General features: G+C 71.6%; 20 protein-coding genes and 2 tRNA genes. 13 read left to right on the top strand and 9 right to left on the bottom strand.

The window, feature by feature from the left end; all coding sequences use genetic code 11:
• Positions 1-54: 54 nt before the first annotated feature.
• Genes IF88_RS0111440 through IF88_RS0111430 form a run of 3 tightly spaced genes read left to right on the top strand, consistent with a single transcriptional unit; the run spans position 55 to position 3,168 of the window.
• Positions 55-1,695 carry a TerD family protein gene (locus IF88_RS0111440; RefSeq protein WP_030709948.1) on the top strand — a complete coding sequence of 547 codons (1,641 nt, stop codon included), beginning with the start codon at positions 55-57 and terminating at the stop codon, positions 1,693-1,695.
• A gap of 20 nt (positions 1,696-1,715) precedes the next feature.
• Positions 1,716-2,396 carry an AIM24 family protein gene (locus tag IF88_RS0111435; RefSeq protein ID WP_030709946.1) on the top strand — a complete coding sequence of 227 codons (681 nt, stop codon included), beginning with the start codon at positions 1,716-1,718 and terminating at the stop codon, positions 2,394-2,396.
• A gap of 16 nt (positions 2,397-2,412) precedes the next feature.
• Entirely contained in the window at positions 2,413-3,168 is a 756-nt protein-coding gene (locus IF88_RS0111430) for an AIM24 family protein (protein WP_030709943.1), read from the top strand.
• 100 nt (positions 3,169-3,268) lie between these two features.
• On the opposite strand, the gene IF88_RS0111425 is transcribed toward IF88_RS0111430, so the two are convergent.
• The gene (locus IF88_RS0111425; RefSeq protein ID WP_030709941.1) at positions 3,269-3,799 is read right to left on the bottom strand and encodes an NUDIX hydrolase; all 531 of its coding nucleotides are present in this window, start codon (positions 3,797-3,799) and stop codon (positions 3,269-3,271) included.
• Entirely contained in the window at positions 3,796-5,274 is a 1,479-nt protein-coding gene (locus IF88_RS0111420; protein ID WP_030709939.1) for a zinc-dependent metalloprotease, read from the bottom strand. The genes IF88_RS0111425 and IF88_RS0111420 overlap by 4 nt, the downstream gene beginning before the upstream one ends.
• Positions 5,275-5,466: 192 nt before the next feature.
• On the opposite strand from IF88_RS0111420, the gene IF88_RS0111415 reads away from it, so the two are divergent.
• From IF88_RS0111415 to IF88_RS0111400, 4 genes are all read left to right on the top strand, one after another.
• On the top strand, positions 5,467-6,624 hold the full coding sequence (locus IF88_RS0111415) for an SDR family oxidoreductase (protein ID WP_030709937.1): 1,158 nt from the start codon (positions 5,467-5,469) through the stop codon (positions 6,622-6,624).
• A gap of 206 nt (positions 6,625-6,830) precedes the next feature.
• Positions 6,831-7,292, top strand: a complete 462-nt coding sequence (locus IF88_RS0111410; protein ID WP_030709935.1) for a molybdenum cofactor biosynthesis protein MoaE — start codon at positions 6,831-6,833, stop codon at positions 7,290-7,292.
• Between the two features lie 189 nt (positions 7,293-7,481).
• Complete coding sequence (locus IF88_RS0111405; RefSeq protein WP_030709934.1) at positions 7,482-7,679, top strand: hypothetical protein; 198 nt, start codon at positions 7,482-7,484, stop codon at positions 7,677-7,679.
• A gap of 98 nt (positions 7,680-7,777) precedes the next feature.
• The gene (locus IF88_RS0111400) at positions 7,778-8,869 is read left to right on the top strand and encodes a PDZ domain-containing protein (RefSeq protein ID WP_030709933.1); all 1,092 of its coding nucleotides are present in this window, start codon (positions 7,778-7,780) and stop codon (positions 8,867-8,869) included.
• Positions 8,870-8,892: 23 nt separating this feature from the next.
• Here the strand turns inward: IF88_RS0111400 and IF88_RS0111395 are convergent, their stop codons facing one another.
• Entirely contained in the window at positions 8,893-9,462 is a 570-nt protein-coding gene (locus IF88_RS0111395; protein WP_199808059.1) for a PPA1309 family protein, read from the bottom strand.
• 130 nt (positions 9,463-9,592) lie between these two features.
• Between IF88_RS0111395 and IF88_RS0111390 the strand changes: the two genes are divergently transcribed.
• From IF88_RS0111390 to IF88_RS0111375, 4 genes are all read left to right on the top strand, one after another.
• Positions 9,593-12,472 carry a UPF0182 family protein gene (locus IF88_RS0111390; RefSeq protein ID WP_051836730.1) on the top strand — a complete coding sequence of 960 codons (2,880 nt, stop codon included), beginning with the start codon at positions 9,593-9,595 and terminating at the stop codon, positions 12,470-12,472.
• A gap of 52 nt (positions 12,473-12,524) precedes the next feature.
• Positions 12,525-12,598, top strand: a tRNA-Met gene (locus IF88_RS0111385).
• A 192-nt stretch (positions 12,599-12,790) separates the two neighbouring features.
• A complete protein-coding gene (locus IF88_RS0111380; protein WP_063754783.1) occupies positions 12,791-14,647 on the top strand; it encodes a tetratricopeptide repeat protein in 1,857 nt (618 codons plus the stop codon).
• A gap of 128 nt (positions 14,648-14,775) precedes the next feature.
• Positions 14,776-14,849: transfer RNA gene (locus IF88_RS0111375), tRNA-Met, on the top strand.
• A gap of 117 nt (positions 14,850-14,966) precedes the next feature.
• Here IF88_RS0111375 and IF88_RS0111370 read toward each other — a convergent pair.
• The gene (locus IF88_RS0111370) at positions 14,967-15,383 is read right to left on the bottom strand and encodes a Fur family transcriptional regulator (protein WP_030709927.1); all 417 of its coding nucleotides are present in this window, start codon (positions 15,381-15,383) and stop codon (positions 14,967-14,969) included.
• Between the two features lie 130 nt (positions 15,384-15,513).
• Between IF88_RS0111370 and IF88_RS0111365 the strand changes: the two genes are divergently transcribed.
• Complete coding sequence (locus IF88_RS0111365) at positions 15,514-16,983, top strand: catalase (RefSeq protein ID WP_030709925.1); 1,470 nt, start codon at positions 15,514-15,516, stop codon at positions 16,981-16,983.
• 83 nt (positions 16,984-17,066) lie between these two features.
• Here IF88_RS0111365 and IF88_RS0111360 read toward each other — a convergent pair whose 3' ends face one another.
• Positions 17,067-17,459: a cyclic nucleotide-binding/CBS domain-containing protein gene (locus tag IF88_RS0111360; RefSeq protein WP_030709924.1), complete on the bottom strand. Its 393-nt coding sequence runs from the start codon at positions 17,457-17,459 to the stop codon at positions 17,067-17,069.
• Between the two features lie 169 nt (positions 17,460-17,628).
• Positions 17,629-18,432, bottom strand: coding sequence for a histidinol-phosphatase (hisN, locus tag IF88_RS0111355; RefSeq protein ID WP_030709923.1), 804 nt, complete (start codon positions 18,430-18,432; stop codon positions 17,629-17,631).
• A gap of 123 nt (positions 18,433-18,555) precedes the next feature.
• On the opposite strand from hisN, the gene IF88_RS0111350 reads away from it, so the two are divergent.
• Positions 18,556-19,107, top strand: a complete 552-nt coding sequence (locus tag IF88_RS0111350) for a TetR/AcrR family transcriptional regulator (protein ID WP_030709919.1) — start codon at positions 18,556-18,558, stop codon at positions 19,105-19,107.
• Here IF88_RS0111350 and IF88_RS0111345 read toward each other — a convergent pair.
• From IF88_RS0111345 to aroA, 3 genes are all read right to left on the bottom strand, one after another.
• Positions 19,073-19,396, bottom strand: a complete 324-nt coding sequence (locus IF88_RS0111345) for a DMT family transporter (RefSeq protein WP_030011402.1) — start codon at positions 19,394-19,396, stop codon at positions 19,073-19,075. The two genes, IF88_RS0111350 and IF88_RS0111345, sit on opposite strands and share 35 nt — an antisense overlap.
• Positions 19,397-19,497: 101 nt before the next feature.
• Positions 19,498-20,508, bottom strand: coding sequence for a ribosome small subunit-dependent GTPase A (gene rsgA, locus IF88_RS0111340; RefSeq protein ID WP_030709917.1), 1,011 nt, complete (start codon positions 20,506-20,508; stop codon positions 19,498-19,500).
• An 8-nt stretch (positions 20,509-20,516) separates the two neighbouring features.
• Entirely contained in the window at positions 20,517-21,899 is a 1,383-nt protein-coding gene (aroA, locus tag IF88_RS0111335; protein WP_037805706.1) for a 3-phosphoshikimate 1-carboxyvinyltransferase, read from the bottom strand.
• Between the last annotated feature and the right edge of the window lie 23 nt (positions 21,900-21,922).

Below are 21,922 nucleotides of genomic sequence, written 5' to 3'. Positions count from 1 at the left end.
CCGTTAGCCTGAGCGGCACGCATTCACAGTCGGGATGGGGGACGGTCGTTACGTATGGCCAGGGAATTCCAACGCGGCCACAAGGCCAAGATCAGTGATCTCACGGCGGGCACCGATCTGTACGTAGGCGTCCAGATCGCCGGGCCCGGACTCACCTTCGACATCAGCTGTTTCGGGCTCGACGTCAACGAGCAGCTGTCGGACGACCGCTACTTCGTCTTCTTCAACCAGCCGAAGTCGCCGGAAGAGTCCATTCAGCAACTCGGCGCGCAGTCCGGTGACACCGAATCCTTCCGGGTGACCCTGGACCGCATTCCGGCGTCCATCCACAAGCTGTCCTTCACCGCCACCATCGACGGCGCCGGACAGATGTCGCAGATCGGTCCGGGTTACATCCGGATCGTGGCCGGCGGCGAAGAGGTCGTCCGGTACGCCTTCACCGGCTCGGAGTTCACGACCGAGCGGGCCGTGATGCTCGGTGACCTCTACCTCAAGGACGTGTGGCGCTTCGCCGCCGTCGGCCAGGGCTTCGACGGCGGCCTCGACGCGCTGCTGAGGAACTTCGGCGGCGAGGTCGCCGAGGAGGCGCAGCCCGCGCAGCAGGCGCCCGCCGCGGCCGCGCCCGGGTTCGCCCCGCCGCCGCAGGCTGCCGCCCCGGCTCCGTCCTTCGGCGCCCCGGCGCCCGCCCAGGCTCCCGCGCCCGCGCCGTCCTTCGGCGCCCCCGCGCCCACCCCGGCTCCGCAGCCGCAGTACCAGCAGCCCGCCGCCCCGGCCCCGGTGCACGCCGCACCCACCATGGCCGCGCCGCTCGCCCCGCCGGCCCCCGCCCCGTACGGGCAGCCGCAGCCGCAGCAGCCCTCGTACGGCCAGGTCCCCGGACAGGTTCCCGGCCAGTACCCGGGCCAGGTCCCGCCGCCCGCGCCGGCCCCCGCGCCCTACGGGCAGCAGCCGGGCTACGGCCAGGTCCCCGGGCAGGTCCCCGGCCAGGTCCCGGGCCAGCAGCCCGGCTACGCCCCCCAGGCCGCCCCCGTCGGCGCCGGGCTCGCGGCCGCCCTCCAGCCGTACAAGGAAGCCCCCACGGGCGCCCGCTGGACCCCGCAGAACGCGCAGCTCATGCGCGTCGACCTGGCGATGGGCGGCCAGGCCGTCCTCGCCCGCCAGGGCAGCATGGTCCTGTACCAGGGCAAGGTCGACTTCAGCTACAAGGGAGCGGGCTTCGCCGGCCGCATCGTCGGCAACGCCACCGGCCAGGAGATGCAGCTCATGCGCTGCACCGGCCGCGGCCAGGTCTTCCTCGCCGAGGACGGCTCCCACCTGCACGCCATCGAGCTCCAAGGCGACGGGATCTGCGTCTCCGCCGAGGCCGTCCTCGCCTTCGACGAGTCGCTCCAGCACGAGGTCCGCCGCATCGAGGGCCACGGCATCCCCGGCGGCGCCCTGTTCACCATGCAGTTCCAGGGCACGGGAACGGTCATCGTCAAGACGCACGGCGTCCCGGTGGTCCTGCCCGTCACCCCGACCACCTTCGCGGACAGCAACGCCATCGTGGCGTGGTCCTCCGCCTCGCAGGTGATCCTGTCCAGCCAGGTCCGGCTGCGGCGCAACGCCTACCCCGGCCACAGCGGGGAGACCGTGAACCTCCAGTTCCGCGGCGCTCCCGGCAACTTCATCGTCGTCCAGCCGTACGAGGTCTGAGGGAGCCCGACATGAACGCAATGAACCAGCAGCTCGCGGGCTTCGCCCCGACGCCCGTCACGGCCCGCATGGAGAACCACGGCCGGGCCATGCTCAAGGTCGCCATGCAGAGCGGCCAGGACCTCTTCGCCCGCACCGGCTCGATGGTCGCCTACGAGGGCTTCGTGCAGTACGAGCCCAACCCGCCGGCCGTCCGCCAGATGGCCTCGCAGTGGATCACCGGCGAGGGCGCACCGCTGATGAAGTGCACCGGCGACGGCCTGCTCTACCTCGCCGACTACGGCGCCGACGTCGTCGTCATCAACCTCCAGAACGACTCGCTCTCGGTCAACGGCACCAACCTGCTCGCCTTCGACGCGCACCTCCAGTGGGGCGTCGAGCGGGTCAAGGGTCTTGCCAAGTTCGCCGGCCAGGGCCTGTTCAACGTGCAGGTCGCGGGTACCGGCTGGGTCGCCCTGACCTCCCGCGGCACCCCGATCGTGGTCGACTGCGGCCGCGGCGAGGACGAGACGTACGTCGACCCGGACGCGCTCGTCGCCTGGTCGCCGAATCTCAAGGTCAAGGGCAAGCGCAGCTTCAAGGCCTCGTCGATGATCGGCCGGGGCAGCGGGGAGGCCTACCAGATGGCCTTCTCCGGCCAGGGCATCGTCGTCGTACAGCCCAGCGAGGACAGCACCGACCGGCTCCGGGCCCGGGGCTGAGGGGAGGGGACACATCATGCAGAGCTCACTTTTCGCCCACGCCGAGGCCCAGTCCCAGGACCGGTACGCCATCCAGAACCCGCAGCTGCTGCGGGTCTCGCTGACCGGCTCCGACGACGTCCTCGCCCGCAAGGGCGCGATGGTCGCCTACCAGGGCCTCATCGACTTCGACGGCGAGTACCAGAGCGCCGGCCAGCGGGGCGCCCGCCGCCGCACCGGCGAGGGCCTGGACCTCATGCGCTGCTCCGGGCAGGGCACGGTCTACCTGGCCAACCTGGCCCAGTACGTCCACGTCGTGGACGTGGACCAGGAGGGCCTCACGGTCGACAGCAGCTACGTGCTGGCCCTGGACTCCACCCTGCACACCGAGGTCATCGCGGTGGACAGCCAGTACGGGATCTCCGGTTCCGGCAAGTACCAGCTCAACATCACCGGCCGCGGCAAGGTCGCGCTGATGACCTCCGGGCAGCCGCTGATGATGCACGTCACGCCCGACAAGTACGTCAACGCCGACGCGGACGCCATCGTCGCCTGGTCGACCTCGCTGCGGGTGCAGATGCAGGCCCAGACGCACTCCAGCGGAGTCTGGCGGCGGCGCGGCAACACCGGAGAGGGCTGGGAGCTCAGCTTCCTCGGCACCGGCTTCGCGCTGGTGCAGCCCAGCGAGGTGCTGCCGCCGCAGAACGCCCAGCTCGGCCAGGGCGTCGCGGCCCAGTTCGGCATGGGCCAGCACGGCGCCCACGCGCAGAACCAGAACAACGCCTGGAACTGATCCCGGACGTCTGATCCCGGTCGACTGATCCCGGGCGGCGGTTCGCAGGCAGGCGAAAGGGGCGGCCCCGCGAGGGACCGCCCCTTCGTCGTGCCCGGGATCAGCCCCCGAGCCGCGCCAAGGTCGCCTCCAGCAGCCGCACCACCGACGTGTCGGCCACCGCAGCCACCTCCTCGTACGGGAACCAGCGCAGGTCCAGCGACTCCTCGCTGATCTCCGCCTCCGCACCGGCCGGAGCCAGCGCCGCGTACTGCACGTCCAGGTGCCAGTGGCACGGCGCCGGGATCGGATGCCGGTCCAGGCGCACCGGGCCGCCGGGCAGCAGGCTCAGCCCGGACGCGATGCCCGACTCCTCGGCCGCCTCGCGCAGCGCCACGGCCTCAAGGGTGTCGTCGCCGGGCTCGCAGTGGCCGCCCATCTGCAGCCACATGCCCAGCTTCTTGTGCAGGGTCAGCAGTACGCGCCGCCGCGGCGGGTCGATCACCAGCGCGCTGCCGGTGAGGTGCCCGGCCGTGCACGGTTTGTACACCCCCTCCGGATGGGCGGCGAGGTGCTCCAGATAGACGTCGCGCAGCTCGGGCTGACCCTCGTAGCCCTTCAGGACCAGGACCGCGTCTTCGTGCAGGCTCACTTCTTCTCTTCGCCGTCCTCGTCGTTCCGGTCACGCTGGTCGCGCTTGTCGCGCTTCTGGGCGGCCTCGCCGAGCATCTTGTCGATCTCGGAGAAGTCCAGCTGCTCGCGGTGCACGAAGCCGTCGGGGTCGTCCAGGTCGGAGGCCGTCGGCAGCATGTCCGGGTGCTCCCACAGCCCGTCACGGCCGTCCACACCGCGCGCGTCCGTGAGCGAGGCCCAGAGCCGGGAGGCGTCCCGCAGCCGGCGCGGGCGCAGCTCCAGGCCGATCAGCGTCGCGAAGGTCTGCTCCGCCGGGCCGCCCGAGGCGCGCCGCCGGCGCATGGTCTCGCGCATCGCGTCCGCCGAGGTCAGCCGGGGCTTGGCGGCCTCGTGCACCACCGCGTCGACCCAGCCCTCGACCAGCGCGAGCGCCGTCTCCAGGCGGGCCAGGGCGGCCTTCTGCTCGGGGGTGTCCTGCGGCTGGAACATGCCGCCCTGCAGCGCTTCCTGCAGCTGCTCCGGATTCGACGGGTCGAGCTGGCCGACCACGTCCTCCAGCTTCGAGGTGTCGACCTTGATGCCGCGGGCGTAGCCCTCGACCGCGCCGAACAGGTGCGAGCGCAGCCACGGCACGTGCGCGAAGAGCCGGGCGTGGGCGGCCTCGCGCAGGGCCAGGTACAGCCGCACCTCGTCCGCGGGGACGCTCAGGTCCTTGCCGAAGGCCTCGATGTTCAGCGGCAGCAGCGCGGCCTTGCCGGCCGGGCCGAGCGGCAGCCCGATGTCCGTCGAGCCGACGACCTCGCCCGCGAGCGTGCCCACGGCCTGGCCGATCTGCTGGCCGAACATGGCCCCGCCCATGGAGCGCATCATCCCGAGCAGCGGGCCCGCCATGGCCTGCATCTCCTCGGGCAGGACGCCGCCCATGGCCGCGCCCACGCGCTCGGCGACCGGGTCCACGAGCTCCTTCCACACCGGGAGGGTCGCCTCGACCCACTCGGCGCGGCTCCACGCCACGGCGGTCGTGGCGCCCGACGGCAGCGAGGTCACGCCGTCCAGCCAGTGGTCGGCCAGGCGCACGGCCTCCTGGACGGCCGACTTCTCGGCGATGCCGACGCTCGTGTCCTTCACGCCGTCCGCCGTGCCCTGCGCGACGGTCTGGCGGGCGATGTCCTTGGCCATGTCCCAGTTCACGGGACCGCCCTCGTAGCTCAGCATCTGGCCGAGCTGCTGGAAGGCGGCACCGAGGTCGTTCGGGTTCATGGCACCGAACATCGCGGCGAACGGATTGTCCGCGCCGCCCGCGCCGCCCGCGCCGCCCGCGCCGCCCGCGCCGCCCGCGCCGCCGGCACCGCCCGCGCCGCCCGGCAGGCCCATGCCGGGGAACCCGAACGGATTCGGGCCGCCCTGACCGCCCTGACTGCCCTTCTTCTTGCCTTCGTCGCCGTTGTCCGGCTCCTCCGGCGGAAGGCCGAATCCGAATGGGGTGTCGCTCACGGGTTTCCTCGGCTCGTAGGGCCGCCGGCGGGTGCCGACGGGCAATGGTCCGACAACACCACCCAGCGTAGACACCCGGCCCGCATACGGGCTCGGTGCTCCGCCGACTCCTGGGCTGCGGCAGGATGGACATCACCTGGTGGGTACGCGTCACGGCGCGTCCCTACTGAAGACAACCGCTGGAGACGCCCGGTGAGTTCCCCAGATCCGCAGTTTCGCGCGATGAACGACGACGAAGACCGCCCCGAGCACGGCGACAGCCCCCAGGGCGTTCGCCAGCCGCGAAACCCGGCCGTGCGAGGCCCCGTGATCGCCGTGACCGGCGCCGCGTCGGGGGTCGGCGCGGCCCTGGTGAGCCGGCTGGCCGCCTCCGACGAGGTCAAGCAGGTCGTCGCCATCGACGAGCGGCGGGGCGACTGCGCGGCCGCGCAGTGGCACATCCTGGACGTACGGGACCCCGCGATCGCCGAGAAACTGCGCGGCGCGGACGTCGTCGTCCACCTCGCCCTCGACCTGGATCTGGAGACGGATCCGGCGGCCCGTACGGCGTACAACGTGCGCGGGACCCAGACCGTCCTCACGGCGGCCGCCGCGGCCGGCGTGCACCGGGTCGTGCTCTGCACCTCGGCGATGGTCTACGGCGCCCTCCCGGACAACGACATCCCGCTGTCGGAGGACTCCGAGCTGCGGGCCACCGCCGAGGCCACCGGCGTCGGCGACCTGCTGGAGATCGAGCGCCTCGGCCGCCGGGCCCCGCGCGCGCACCCGGGCCTGAACGTCACCGTGATCCGCCCGGCGGTCCTCGTCGGCGGCACCGACACGGCCCTGACCCGGTACTTCGAGTCCCCCCGGCTCCTCGTGGTGGCGGGATCCCGTCCGACGTGGCAGTTCTGCCACGTCGAGGACCTGGTCAGCGCGCTGGAGTACGCGGCCCTGGAGAAGGTCGAGGGCGAGCTGGCCGTGGGCTGCGAGGGGTGGCTGGAGCAGGAGGAGGTCGAGGAGCTGAGCGGCATCCGCCGCATGGAGCTCCCCTCGGCGGTCGCGCTGGGCGCGGCGGCCCGGCTGCACCGGATCGGCCTGACCCCGTCCCCGGCCGGGGACCTCGCGTACACGATGCACCCCTGGGTGGTCAGCGTCAGCGGGCTGCACGCGGCGGGGTGGCGGCCGCGCTGGACCAACGAGGAGGTGCTCGCCGAGCTCCTCCAGGAGGTCTCGGGGCGCCACACGGTCGCGGGCCGCCGGCTGGGCCGCCGGGACGCCGCCACGGCCGCGGGTGCGGCGGGTGCGACGGTGGCGCTGCTGGGCGCGGCCGCCGCCGTCCGCTTGGCGCGGAAGCGGCGCGGTATCTGACCTGCGGTCGGCCGTCGGCCCGGTGCGGCGCCGTTGCCGGGGGCGCCGCCCCCCGACCCCCGCGCCTCAAACGCCTGCGGGCTGGACTGGAGTGGTGGGCCGGGCTGGATGGCGGGGCCCGATTGGTAGGAGGCTCCCAAGGGTGTGGGTCCGGCACGGGCGAAACTGCTATTTCGCCTCGTCAGCCACTAGGGCACGATGAAGGCATGGCACCGCACTTCGACCACCCCGGCGAGCAGGCCGCTCAGGACCCGATCCGGCTGCTCGAGATCCGTGAAACCCCGCTCTCGATCGACGAGGTCTTCCAGGCCGTCGGCGACGACGCGACGGGAGGGACGACGCTCTTCGTCGGCACGGTGCGCAACCACGACAGCGGGGCGGACGTCGACTCGCTCGGCTACTCCTGCCACCCGACGGCCGAGGCCGAGATGCGCCGGGTCGCCGAGCGCGTCGTGGCCAAGTTCCCCGTCCGCGCGCTGGCCGCCGTGCACCGCGTGGGCGACCTCGCCGTCGGCGACCTGGCCGTCGTCGTCGCCGTCTCCTGCCCGCACCGCGGCGAGGCCTTCGAGGCCTGCCGCATGCTCATAGACGACCTCAAGCACGAGGTCCCGATCTGGAAGCACCAGACGTTCGCCGACGGCACCGAGGAGTGGGTCGGCGCCTGCTAGGGGGCGTTCGCCGACGGCACGTAGGAGTGGGTCGGCGCCTGCTGAACCCCGGTCGCGGAGCGGCACCCGCATGGGGGTAGCCTCGCACCCGTTCGGCCGCGCAACACGCCCTCGATTTGCGTAACCCCCCCGCGGGCACGAGCGTTGAAGCCACCAACGAAACGTAGTTCGGGGTAGGGAGGCACGCCCATGGCGTCTTTGGCGTGGTTGCTGATTCCGCTGTTCGCCGCGATAGGTGCGGCGATATGGGGCAGCTGGGCGGCACGCGACCGCACGCAAGGTGACATATCCGAGCTCGCCGGCTACGCGCGCTTCCGCGAGGCCATGGGCAACGCCGATCAGGCCAGGGCGAAGGCAGAGGCCCGTTCCGGTTCCGACGCCGTCTGACGGGCCACGCTGAGAATCCCCTGAGAGTTTTGCGCGCGGACCCCGTACGGAGCGGCCCCGAGGGCTGCCCGCCGAGGCCGTCCCGTACTGTCGGATCCATGCCACGCCGCACTGCGACGATGCTCGCTTCCGTCCTCGTACTGTTCGCGCTGCTCTGCGCAGGGCTGTTCATCAAGGTCCCGTACTCCGAGATGAGCCCCGGCCCGACCGTGAACACGCTCGGCGACTCGCACGGTGCGCCCGTCCTCAACGTCGCGGGGCGCAAGACGTACCCGACCAGCGGCCACCTCAACATGACGACCGTGCGCGTCACCGGCGCGGACTACGACATGAGCCTGGTGGAAGCGGTGTACGGGTGGCTGTCGGGCGACAACATCGTCGTGCCGCACGAGAACCTCTACCCGGACGGCAAGACCGACGCGGAATCCACCCAGGAGAACGCCGAGGAGTTCAGCCAGTCGCAGCAGAGCGCCAAGGTGGCGGCCCTGAAGCAGCTCGGCATCCCCGTCACCGCCCGCGTGATCGTCGCGTCCGTGGTCAAGGACAGCCCCGCCGAGGGCAAGCTGCACGCCGGTGACGTGATCAAGGCCGTGGACGGCGCCTCCGTGACCGCCCCCGAGGACGTGGCCAAGCTCGTCACCAAGCACAAGCCGGGCGAGCCGGTCGAGTTCACGATCGTGCCCGCCGCGGAGGCGGCCGAGGCGGCGAAGGCGAACCACGAGCCCGCCGGTTCCTCGAAGGTGACGATCAACGCGGGCAAGGCGGAGGGCGACGGTCACGCGATCGTCGGCATCCGGGCCGGATCGGACCACACCTTCCCGTTCACGATCGACATCAAGCTCGCGGACGTCGGCGGCCCGAGCGCCGGCCTGATGTTCGCCCTCGGCATCGTCGACAAGCTGACCCCGGAGGACCTGACCGGCGGCAAGTTCATCGCGGGCACCGGCACCATCGACGACGCGGGCAAGGTCGGCCCGATCGGCGGCATCCAGATGAAGACCATCGGCGCCCGCCAGGCCGGCGCCGAGTACTTCCTGACGCCCGCCGAGAACTGCGCCTCCGCGGCCACGAACGTGCCCGACGGCCTGACCCTGGTGAAGGTCTCCATGATCGGCGACGCCACCAAGGCACTGGAGAAGATCAGCAAGGGGGACACGGCCGGGCTGCCGCAGTGCAGCGCCAAGCCCTGACCGGTCCTCCCCCCTCCGGGGTCCTACGAGAAGGTCGCCGCCAGGGCCTCCGCCAGCCCGGGCACCAGGCCCCCGCCGGTGAGCACCTCGGTCGAGGAGTCCTTCTCGCGCAGCCGTACGGCCGACTCGCGCGAGCCGTCGCGCAGCACGGCCACGGTGAGGCGGACCTCCTGCCGCTCCGGGTGACCGGCGACCCACTTCGACAGCTGCTTGTCGCTCAGCCCCTCCGGTACGGAGGCCTCCGCGGACGGCGGCAGCATCAGCCGCTCCACCGTCAGCGCACAGCCGACGACGGCGTCGGGCCAGGCGATGGTGCCCAGGAACTTGTCGAGCGGGGTCCCGGCCGGGACCTCGTCCTGCTCGATCGGGGTGAGGGAGGCCTTGCCGGCGTCGTCCTGGTCGAGGCCGAGCTGGCTCGCGAGCCGCGGCTCCTGCTTCTTGAGCCGGGCGGTGTCGACGAGGGCGAACAGCCGGGCCGGCTGGTCCCAGCCGAGGCCGGCCGCGTACTCGTCGATCTCGAGGCAGGCACGGGTCAGCGGCGAGGCCGCCATGGGGGTGCCGGGGGAAGGCGAAACGTTGGACATGGGCAACATCCTGCCTCCTTTCCACCGGATACCGGGAACTGACCAAAGCCTCAGTAAGTTGCATGAGTGGGCTCTACGATCGGGGGCCCGTTCATCAGCAGACCCAGCGACTTTCGAGGTGCGCACCTTGGCTTTCCAGATGCCGGACCGCGGCGGAGGCCCGTCCGGGCCACGGATGAGAGTCGGCCGCCCCTCCCGGCGGGCCCGCACTCTCCTCATGACCCTGGGCGTGCTGGCCGTCCTGGCCATGCTCTTCATCATGTTCGCGGGCTTCTGGACGGACTGGCTCTGGTTCCGCTCCGTGAAGTACTCCTCCGTCTTCACCACCACGCTGTGGACCAAGATCGGGCTCTTCGCCGTCTTCGGTCTGCTGATGGCCGGTGCCGTCGGGTTCAACATCTGGCTGGCCCACCGGCTGCGGCCGCCGCTCAGCGCGATGTCGATGGAGCAGCAGAGCCTCGACCGTTACCGGATGAGCGTCGCCCCTTACAAGAAGTGGCTGCTGCTGGGCATCGCGGTGCTCGTCGGCCTGATCGCGGGCGCTTCGGCGGCCGGCCAGTGGAAGACCTGGCTCATGTACGTGAACGGGGTGACCTTCGGTACGAAGGACCCGCAGTTCCACATGGACGTGTCCTTCTACACCTTCGACCTGCCCTGGTACCGCTTCCTGCTCGGCTTCGGCTTCGCCGCGGTCGTGCTGTCGGTGATCGCTGCGGCCGTCGTGCACTACCTGTACGGCGGACTGCGCGTGACCAGCCCGGGCGCCCGGGCCACCGCCGCCGCGACCGGGCACCTGTCGGTGCTGCTCGGCCTCTTCGTCACGCTCAAGGCGGTCGCGTACTGGCTCGACCGGTACGGGCTCGCTGTGAAGTCCAGCGACTTCAAGGCCGCGGACAACTGGACGGGCCTGCGGTACGTCGACGCCAACGCCTACCTGCCGGCGAAGACGATCCTCGTCGCCATCGCCGCGATCTGCGCCGTGCTGTTCTTCGCGACGCTGTGGCGCCGCACCTGGCAGCTGCCCGTGATCGGCTTCGGCCTGATGGTGCTCTCGGCGATCCTGATCGGCGGGCTGTACCCGGCGATCGTGCAGAAGTTCCAGGTCCAGCCGAACGAGCAGGCCAAGGAATCCCCGTACGTCCAGAAGAACATCAAGGCCACGCGCGACGCCTACGGGATCGCGGGCTCCGAGGTCACGGACTATCCGGGCTCCCCGCAGACGGCGGACCGGGGCAAGCTGCGGCCGCAGGCCGACACCACGGCCAGCATCCGGATCCTGGACCCGAACATCGTCTCGCCGGCCTTCCAGCAGCTCCAGCAGGTCAAGGGCTACTACGCCTTCCCGTCCACGCTCGCCGTGGACCGGTACAGCGGCCAGGACACGGTCATCGGGCTGCGCGAGCTGAACATCGGCGGCATCCCGAAGAACAACTGGATCAACGACCACTTCAAGTACACGCACGGCTACGGCGTGGTCGCGGCCAAGGGCACCACCGTCGGTGACCAGGGGGCCCCGGACTTCACCCAGTCCGACCTGCCCTCCAAGGGGATGTTCGGCACGGACTTCGAGCAGCGCATCTACTACGGCGAGCAGACGAAGCAGTACTCGATCGTCGGCGGGCCGCAGAAGGAGCTCGACTACTCGGACGACAAGGGCGAGAAGGAGACGAGCTACAAGGGCGGTTCCGGCGTCAGCCTCGACAACCCGGTCAACCGGGCCGCCTACGCGCTCTCCTTCAGCGAGCCGCAGATCCTCTACTCGGGCGCCATCGGCGAGGGCTCGCGGATCCTCTACAACCGCACGCCCAAGCAGCGCGTCGAAGCGGTCGCCCCGTGGCTGACCATCGACGGCGCGCCCTACCCGGCCGTGATCGACGGCCGGATCAAGTGGATCGTCGACGCCTACACGACGACCAACGGGTACCCGTACGCCTCGCGCACCACGCTGGGCCAGAGCACCGCGGACTCGCTGACCAACAGCCAGCGCGCGGTGGTGGCCCAGGAGAACCAGGTCAACTACATCCGCAACTCGGTGAAGGCCACCGTCGACGCGTACGACGGCTCGGTCAACCTGTACCAGTGGGACACCGAGGACCCGGTCCTCAAGACCTGGATGAAGGCGTTCCCCGGCACGGTGAAGCCCAAGAGCGACATCTCCAAGCCGCTCATGGACCACCTCCGGTACCCGCAGGACCTCTTCAAGGTCCAGCGCGAGCTGCTGACCCGGTACCACGTCACGGACCCGCAGACCTTCCTCAGCGGCAGTGAGGCCTGGGCGGTCCCGGACGACCCGACGACCAAGGCCGGCACGGCGGTTCCGCCGTACTACCTGTCGATGAAGATGCCGGGCCAGAAGGAGAAGGACCAGGTCTTCTCGCTCACCACGACGTTCACGCCGAACGAACGGCCCAACCTGAGCGCCTTCATGGCGGTCAACGCCGATCCGGGCACCCCGGACTACGGCAAGATCAGAATCCTGAAGATGCCGACCAGCAAGCCGCCGGACGGCCCCGGTCAGGTGCAGAGCAAGTTCCAGTCCGAGCCGAAGATCGCCGAGTCGATCCGCCTGCTGCGCGGTGGTGACTCGGAAATCGAGTACGGCAACCTGCTCGCGGTGCCGCTCGACGGCGGGATGCTCTACGTGGAGCCGGTGTACGTCCGCAGCTCCGGGCTGAAGTACCCGCTGCTGCGCAAGGTGCTGGTGACCTACGGCGGCCAGACGGCCTTCGAGGACACGCTGGAGAAGGCGCTGAACGTGGTCTTCGGGGCCGAGGCCCCGACCACGCCGGTGCCCCCGGTCCAGCCGCCGGGCGAGGGCACCGTCACGCCCCCGGTCAATCAGGACCCGACGGTCAAGGCCGCCCTCGCCGACGCGCAGAAGGCCGTCGAGGACGCCGAGAAGGCCCGTCAGGCCGGTGACTGGGCGGCCTTCGGCAAGGCCCAGGAGGAGATCAAGGCGGCGCTGAAGCGGGCGATCGACGCGGAGGCGAAGCAGCCGGCGCCCAGTCCGAGCGGCTGATGATCAATGGGTAATGGCTCCGTCCCGCGTCGTGATACTGTGGTTTCACCGACGCGGGGTGGAGCAGCTCGGTAGCTCGCTGGGCTCATAACCCAGAGGTCGCAGGTTCAAATCCTGTCCCCGCTACTGAAGATGAAGGCCCGGATCCATGGGATCCGGGCCTTCGTCGTGCCCGGGGCGGACACGCGTTAGCTGGCGCGGGTGAGTTGGGGTAGGAGCGTGTTTGACTTACCCCACTGTGGGCATGTCGACAAAACGCTGTAGTGACCTCACTGGCTGCGACATACCAGGTGTACGCGGGTAGCAGGTGATGCGACGATGGGATTTATGGGGGAGAGGTCAACTCTGCTGGAGACAGGGCGGTTTGTGAGGGCGGAGACCGAATCGGGCGCAGAGGCCCAGGGGGCGGTTCCGGTAGCCGACGCGCAGACCGCGCTGACCGATGCGGATTTCGCGCAGGAGCTGTTCGCCGAGACCGACGCGGCGAGCGACGCCGAGCTGGAGGCCCGGCACCGGGTGGCCGCCGACAAGGGCGACCCCGGTGCCATGAGCGTGCTCGGCGCGCTGCTGCTGCGCCGTGGTGACCTCGACGGGGCCGAGCCGTACCTCCGGGGCGCCACCGGCGAAGGGGACCGGGCCGCCGCGAACAACCTCGGCGTCCTGCTGCACCAGCGCGGCTACCCCGAAGAGGCGGCCGGCTGGTGGCGGGTCGCCGCCGTGGCCGGATCCGCGCCGGCCGCGCACGCCCTGGGCCGCCACTTCCGCGAGCGCGGCGACGAGCCCGCGGCCGAGTACTGGATGCGGCAGGCGGCGGAATCCGGCCATGCGCTGGGCGCGTACGGGCTGGCCGACCTGCTGGAACACCGCGGCGACAAGGGCGTCGAGCGGTGGTTCCGCGCTGCCGCCGAACAGGGGCACCGCGAAGCCGCGTACCGGCTGGCCAGGCACCTGCGCAAGGGCGACCCCGCCGAGGCCGAGCAGTGGTACCGGCAGGCCGCCGCGCGCGGACACCGGCGCGCGGCCCTGCACCTGGGCGCGCTGCTGGAGGCGCGCGGGGAGCTCAAGGAGGCCGGGCGCTGGTACCTGACCTCCGCCAAGCAGGGGGAGGCCCGCGCCGCGTGCGCGCTCGGCTTCCTGCTGCGCGACGCCGGCGACGAGGAGAGCGCGGCCACCTGGTGGCGCCGGGCCGCCCAGGACGGCGACGGCAACGCCGCGAACGCGCTGGGCGCCCTGCACGCCGCGCGCGGGGAGACCCAGACCGCGGAGCGCTGGTACCGGACCGCCATGGACGCGGGCGACCAGAACGGGGCGTACAACCTCGCCCTGCTGTGCGCCGCGCAGGACCGCACCGCGCAGGCCGAGCAGTGGTACCGGCGGGCGGCCTACGCGGGGCACCGCGAGGCGGCCAACGCGCTGGCCATCATGCTGCTGCAGGTCGGGGACGCGGCGGGCGCGGAGCCGTGGTTCTCGAAGGCGGCCGAGGCGGGCAGCGTCGACGCCGCGTTCAACCTCGGCATCCTCTTCGCCAGCCGCGACGAGGACCGCACGGCGCTGAAGTGGTACGAGCGGGCCGCGTCGGCCGGGCACACCGACGCGGCGCTCCAGGTCGGCATCGCGCTGGTCCGCGACGGGGAGGAGCGCGCCGCCGAGCGGCACCTGCGGTGCGCGGCGGGCGGCGGCAGCGCGGAGGCTGCCTTCCGGCTGGCCGCGCTGCTGGAGTCGCTGGCCCCGCCGCCGGAGCCGGTCGCGCTGGGCGAGCCGGTGGGCGGCGCCCCGAAGACGGAGAGCGAGGAGTGGTACGAGCGGGCCGCCGAGCTGGGGCACCGCCGCGCCCAGGTGCGGGTCGGCATGCTGGCCGCCGCCCGCGGCGACCTGGCCGTCGCCGCGCGCTGGTACCGGGAGGCGGCCGAGGCCGGGTCCCGCAACGGGGCGTTCAACCTGGGGCTGCTGCTCGCCCGCGAGGGGAGCGAGCCGGAGGCCGCGCTGTGGTGGACGCGGGCCGCGGTGGCGGGCCACGGCCGCGCGGCGCTGCGGCTGGGGCTGCTGGCGGCCCGGCACGGGGACCTCGCGGAGGGGCAGAAGTGGTGCGTTCGCGCCATGGAGCTGGGGCCGGCGGAGGTCTCGGAGCGGGCGGCGCGGCTGCGGGACGCGCTCGCGGAGGAGCTGTCCGCCTGAGCGTGGTGCCGCGAGGCCGGAAGTCCCTGAGCGTGGTGCCGCGAGGCCGGGAGTCAAGGCCGGGTCAAGGCAGGAAGTTAAGCGATTTGCATCTGTTGGAAGGCTTCACGTACAGTCGTGTTTACCGACGCGGGGTGGAGCAGCTCGGTAGCTCGCTGGGCTCATAACCCAGAGGTCGCAGGTTCAAATCCTGTCCCCGCTACTGAAGGCCCAGGGCCCGGATCCAATGGATCCGGGCCCTGAGTCGTTTCCGGTGGCGAATCGGAAAGCAGAAGGGCCCGGACCCCCGTGGGGTCCGGGCCCTTCTCGTGGTCCAGGGTCAGGCGGCGGCGCAGTTCGGGCAGACCCCGCGGTAGGTGACCTCGACCGCGGACACGACGAAGCCGAAGCGCTCGGTGTCCGGCAGGTCGGCCAGCGGGTTGCCCGCCGGGTGGACGTCGCGGATCGCGCCGCACTGGGCGCAGACCAGGTGCTGGTGGGGCTTGTGGGCGTTCGGGTCGTACCGCTTGGCGCGCCGGTCCGTGGAGACCTCCAGGACCTCGCCGAGGGTGACGAGCTCGCCCAGCGTGTTGTAGACGGTCGCCCGGGAGATCTCGGGCAGTTTGGCCACAGCGCGCGCGTGCACCTCGTCGGCCGTCAGGTGCACGTGGTCACCGTCGAGCACCTCGGCCACGACACGCCGCTGCGCCGTCATGCGCCAGCCGCGTCCGCGGAGTCGTTCCAGCAGGTCACTCATAGACATCAGCCTAACAGTGAGGGGATTCGGTGTAACTCCCGAACCGGTGCGGACTTGGATACTTACTTGACTTAGACAAAGTCCATTGTAGGATCGGGTACCGCATACGCCAAGGACAGGACATGCAGGAATGACGCAGGAGGCGCACGTGACGCAGGGACCGCTCACCACGGAGGCCGGGGCTCCGGTCGCCGACAACCAGAACAGCGAGACCGCCGGCGTCGGAGGTCCCGTCCTGGTCCAGGACCAGCTGCTGCTGGAGAAGCTCGCGCACTTCAACCGCGAGCGCATCCCGGAGCGCGTGGTGCACGCCCGCGGCGCCGGTGCCTACGGCACCTTCACGCTGACCCGCGACGTCTCCCAGTGGACCCGTGCCAAGTTCCTGTCCGAGGTCGGCAAGGAGACCGAGACCTTCCTGCGCTTCTCCACCGTCGCGGGCAACCTCGGCAGCGCGGACGCGGTGCGCGACCCCCGCGGCTGGGCGCTGAAGTTCTACACCGAAGAGGGCAACTACGACCTCGTCGGCAACAACACCCCGGTGTTCTTCATCAAGGACGCCATCAAGTTCCCCGACTTCATCCACACCCAGAAGCGCGACCCGTACACGGGCTCGCAGGAGGCGGACAACGTCTGGGACTTCTGGGGTCTGTCGCCCGAGTCGACCCATCAGGTGACCTGGCTGTTCGGTGACCGCGGCATCCCGGCGTCCTACCGCCACATGAACGGCTACGGCTCGCACACGTTCCAGTGGAACAACGAGGCCGGCGAGGTCTTCTGGGTCAAGTACCACTTCAAGACCGACCAGGGCATCAAGAACCTCACCCAGGCCGAGGCCAACAAGCTCGCCGGTGAGGACCCCGACTCGCACCAGCGCGACCTGCGCGAGGCCATCGAGCGCGGCGACTTCCCGAGCTGGACCGTGCAGGTCCAGATCATGCCGGCGGCCGAGGCGGCGACCTACCGCTTCAACCCGTTCGACCTCACCAAGGTGTGGCCGCACGCGGACTACCCGCCGATCGAGATCGGCAAGCTGGAGCTCAACCGCAACCCGGAGAACGTCTTCGCCGAGGTCGAGCAGTCGATCTTCTCCCCGGCGCACTTCGTCCCCGGCATCGGTCCCTCCCCGGACAAGATGCTCCAGGGCCGCCTCTTCGGCTACGGCGACGCCCACCGCTACCGCGTCGGCATCAACGCCGACCACCTGCCGGTGAACCGCCCGCACGCCACCGAGGCGCGCACCAACTCCCGAGACGGCTACCTGTACGACGGCCGCCACAAGGGTGCGAAGAACTACGAGCCGAACTCCTTCGGCGGCCCGCACCAGACCGACCGCCCGCTGTGGCAGCCCATCGGCGTGACGGGCGGCACGGGCAACCACGCCGCCGCCGTGCACAGCGAGGACACCGACTTCGTCCAGGCCGGCGACCTCTACCGCCTCTACTCGGAGGACGAGAAGGCCCGTCTGATCGAGAACCTGTCCGGCTTCATCGCCAAGGTCTCGCGCGACGACATCGTCGAGCGCGCGATCGACAACTTCCGCCAGGCGGACGGCGACTTCGGCAAGCGGCTCGAAGCCGCGGTCCAGGCCCTCCGCGCTTGATCCGGGACCGCTTGTCGTAGCAGGACGCCGGGCCGCGGCCCTCTTCGGAGGGCCGTGGCCCGGCGTCGTGCGTGGAGACGCGCCTACGCGGGGACCGTGCGCCGCGCCGGAGCCCAGCAGCGGATGACGTCCCGTACGGACACGATGCCCACCGGGCCGCCGTTCTCCAGCACGATCAGGTGCCGGAAGCCGCCGTGCGCCATCGCCTCGGCGGCCTCCTGCACGGTGGCGTCCGGAGTGCAGAAGACGACGTTGTTGGTGGTGTGCGCACCCACGGACTCCCGGTCGGGATCGTGGCCCGCGCCGATCGAGTTGAGGATGTCGCGCTCGGTCAGGATGCCGATTCCGCTGTGCTCGGGGTCGAGGACGACGGCCGCGCCGACGCGTCGGCCGGACATCAGGCAGGCCGCCTGCCGGAGGGTGTGCGCGGGTCCGAGGGTGAGGATCACGGTGCTCATTGCGTCACGGACGAGCATGAAGAGAGCCACCTCCTGGGGTGAGCCCCCCGCTTGGGTGGGTGTGCCCGTGGAGCCGCCTTTAGAGAAAGGCTTCACAAGCGCACAAGCGTGGGGAGTATCAGATTCCCACGGACCCGGAGGGCCGACAAGAAGGCGCGCGACGGAGCGCGAGCAGCGCGCGCCGACCTCAGCCGCGCGGGCGCAGCAGGCCGAGCATCTCCTCGTGCAGCAGCCCGTTCGAGGCCGCGGCGTTCCCGCCGTGCACGCCGTCCACCCCGTCCAGGCTGGTGAAGCGGCCGCCCGCCTCCTGGACCACGACCGCGATGGCCGCCATGTCCCAGAGGTTCAACTCGGGCTCGGCGCACAGGTCCAGCGAGCCCTCCGCGACCATCATGTACGGCCAGAAGTCGCCGTAGCCGCGGGTACGCCAGCACGCGCGCGTCAGGTCCAGGAACCCGGCGAGCCGGCCCTGCTCCTCCCACCCGCTCAGCGACGAGTACGCGAACGAGGCGTCACCCAGCCCGGCCACCTTCGACACGCCGATCGCGCTGGTCTCGCCGAGCGTGCCGCCCGCGTGCGCCCCCTGCCCCTCGGCCGCCCACCAACGGCGGCCCAGCGCCGGCGCGGACACCACGCCGACCACCGGCCGGAAGACGCCGTCGGCGCCCTCGGCCATCAGGGAGATCAGCGTCGCCCAGACGGGCACGCCGCGCACGTAGTTCTTCGTGCCGTCGATCGGGTCCACGACCCAGCGGCGCGGGCCGCCGCCCTGCAGGCCGTACTCCTCGCCCAGGATCGCGTCGCCGGGCCGCGCGGCCGCGATGCCGGCCCGGACGATCTCCTCGGCGGCCTGGTCGGCCTCGCTCACCGGGGTCATGTCCGGCTTCGTCTCGACCTTCAGGTCGAGGGCGCGGAACCGCTGCATCGTGGCGGCGTCCGCCGCGTCGGCGAGTTCGAGGGCAAGGCGCAGGTCATCGTCATACTCGGGCATGCCCGAACAGTATCGAGACTCCCGGACCCGGGCGAACGACGTCCACAGTGCGGCCCCGACGCGCCCTTGACAGGATCTGTCGACCCGTCAAATCTTGCCGGAGAGCCGATCGGGGAGGCGCGGATGCCGACAGCCCGGGAGTCCTTACTGGAAGCGGCGGGAGCGGCGCTCTCGGCGCGCCCCTGGCCGGCCGTGCGGATGGTCGACGTGGCCGCGGCCGCCGGGGTATCCCGGCAGACCCTCTACAACGAGTTCGGCGGCAAGGCGGGCCTGGGCAGCGCCCTGGTCCGGCGCGAGGCCGACCGCTACCTCGACGGCGTGGACCGGGCCCTGTCCGCCCCGGCCCAGGCCGCCGAACGGCTCGCCTCCGTCGCCGAGTGGACCGTACGGGCGGCCCGCGCCCATCCCCTCGTACGGGCCCTGCTCACCGGCAGCTGGGACGCGGGCCTGCCGGCCGCGGGACGCCGGGCGCCCGGGCCCGGTGAGCTGGCCCGGACCGTCCGCGACAGGGCGGCCGCCGCGCTCATGCCGGGGGAGGGGCCGCAGCGGTGCGAGCTCGCCGTGCGCCTCGCCCTCTCCTACGTGATCGCCCCGGGGGAGGAGCCGGGGGCGGCCGGGCTGCTCGGGCTGCTCCGGCAGCTCAGTGCGCCGACCCGGACAGCTGGAGCCCGATGACGCCCAGGATGACCAGCGAGATCGAGACGAGCTTGAGGGTGGAGACCAGGTCGCCGAGGAAGACCATGCCGTAGATCGCCGTCCCGGCCGCGCCGATGCCCGTCCACACCGCGTACGCCGGTCCCACGTCCAGCTTCTTGAGGGCCAGCGTCAGCAGACCGAAGCTGCCGAGCGCGAAGCACGCGAAGGCGACGGTCGGCCACAGTCGGGTGAATCCGTGGGAGAGCTTGAGGCAGACCGCGAAACCGGTCTCCAGAAGTCCCGCGACCACGACCAGCAGCCACGCCATGTCGAATGCCTCTCCGCGTCACATGACATCACGTCACTTGGTGGGATTATGCATTTGTCCAGACAGGGCCCCCGACAAACCCGGCACGCCCCGCCGGACGGTCAGTCGCCTTCGCGGCGCTCCCGCGTCTCCAGCAGCCGCCGCAGCGAATACAGCCGCGCAGGGTCCGCGTGGCCGTCCTCCACCCACTTGTCGAGCGCGCAGTCCGGCTCGTCGTGGCTGCACGCGCGCGGGCACTCCTCCGTCCCCGGGACCAGCTCCGGGAAGGCCAGGATCACCCGGGACGGGTCCACGTGGTGCAGGCCGAAGGAGCGCACGCCCGGGGTGTCGATGACCCAACCGTCCATCCCGGGCAGCGGCAGCGCCAGGGCCGAGGTGGTGGTGTGCCGACCGCGGCCGGTGACCGCGTTGACCACGCCGGTGGCCCGCTTGCGGTCCGGCGCGACCAGGGAGTTGACCAGGGTGGTCTTGCCGACGCCCGAGTGGCCGACGAAGGCGGTGATCCGGCCTTCCAGGCGCTCGCGCACCTTGTCGGCCGCGTCGCCCGTCGCGAGCTCCTCGCGGTTGGTGACCACGTAGTTCAGGCCGAAGGTCGAGTAGATCTCCAGGATCTTGTCCGCGGAGGTCAGATCGGACTTGGTGAGCACCAGCAGCGGCTCCAGCCCGGCGTCGTACGCCGCGACCAGGCAGCGGTCGATCATCCGGGGCCGCGGCTCCGGATCGGCCAGGGCCGTGACGATGGCCAGCTGGTCGGCATTGGCGACGACCACCCGCTCGTACGGGTCGTCGTCGTCGGCGGTGCGCCGCAGGACGGACTTGCGCTCCTCGATCCGCACGATGCGGGCCAGGGTGTCCTTCTTGCCGGACAGGTCACCGACGATCCAGACCCGGTCCCCGACCACCGCCGCCTTGCGGCCGAGCTCGCGCGCCTTCATCGCGTGCACGGAGCGGCCCTCGACCAGGCAGGTCAGCCGACCGCGGTCGACGGTCAGGACGAAGCCCTCGGCCGCGTCCTCGTGCTTGGGCCGGATGCTCGTCCGCGGCCGGTTGCCCTTGGGGTTGGGGCGCTGGCGGATATCGTCCTCGTCGGTGTGCTTGCCGTACCTGCGCATGACGGGCCCTACGCTCCCGCACCCGCTCCGGGCGTCCCGGAACCACCGGCGTCCCCGGCGAGCATGTCCGTCCACATCTTCGGGAAGTCCGGCAGGGTCTTCGCGGTCGTCGCCACGTTCTCGATCCGTACGCCCTCCACCGCCAGGCCGATCACCGCGCCCGCGGTGGCCATCCGGTGGTCGTCGTACGTGTGGAACACGCCGCCGTGCATCCGGCGCGGCCGGATGCGCAGGCCGTCCGCGGTCTCGGTGACGTCGCCGCCGAGCGCGTTGATCTCCTTGGTCAGCGCCGCCAGCCGGTCCGTCTCGTGCAGCCGCAGGTGCGCGACCCCGCGCAGCACCGACTCGGAGTCGGCCAGGGCCGCCACCGCCGCGATGCCCGGGGTGAGCTCGCCGACCTCGCTCAGGTCCACGTCGATGCCGTGGATCTTGCCGGTGCCGGTGAAGACCAGGCCCGCGTCGGTCAGCTCGCAGGAGCCGCCCATCTCGGTGAAGATCCGGCGCAGCGCGTCACCGGGCTGGGTGGTGCGGCGCGGCCAGTCCGGGACGGTGACCGTGCCGCCGGTGATCAGGGCCGCGGCCAGGAAGGGCTGGGCGTTGGACAGGTCCGGCTCCACGACCATGTCGCGGCCGAGCAGCGCGCCGGGGGAGACCCGCCACACGTTCTTCTCACCGCCGGCCTCGGGGGTGTCGACCTGGGCGCCCGCCGCGCGCAGCATCTCCACGGTCATCCGGATGTGCGGCATCGACGGCAGGGTGGCGCCCACGTGCCGGACCTCGACGCCCTGGTTGAAGCGCGGGGCGGAGAGCAGCAGCGCGGAGACGAACTGCGAGGAGTTGCTGGCGTCGATCTCGACCGTGCCGCCCTCCAGCGCCCCGCCGCCCTGGACGGTCATCGGCAGCGCGCCCCGGCCGTCGTCGTCGATCCGGGCGCCGAGCGTGCGCAGGGCGCTGATGACCTGGCCGAGGGGGCGCTCGTAGGAGCGCGGGTCGCCGTCGAAGCGGATGTCCCCGTCGGCGAGGGTGGCGACGGGCGGCAGGAAGCGCATGACGGTGCCGGCGTTACCGACGTCCACGGTCGTCGGGCCGTGCAGGGCCGCCGGGATGATCCGCCAGGCCTCGCCGCCCACTGCGCCGTTGGTGGAACCGGCGGAGCTGGAGGAGACCGTCTCCTCGATGCCGACGCCCAGCGCGCGCAGGGCGTCGGACATCAGCTGGGAGTCGCGCGAGCGCAGCGGGCGGCGGACCCAGCCGGGTTCGGCGGCGAGCGCGGCGAGCACGAGGGCCCGGTTGGTGACCGATTTGGACCCCGGCACCGTGACGGTGGCGTGGACGGTCCCATCGGCGAGCGGAGCGGGCCAGAGGGCAGGGAGCGCGGGGGTCTCGGTCATGGCCCCCACTTTAGTGGCTTCCT

Origin of the sequence: Streptomyces sp. NRRL F-2580, assembly GCF_000720115.1 — a bacterium.
GTDB lineage: Bacteria > Actinomycetota > Actinomycetes > Streptomycetales > Streptomycetaceae > Streptomyces.
This window is presented reverse-complemented; position numbering and strand designations above follow the sequence as displayed.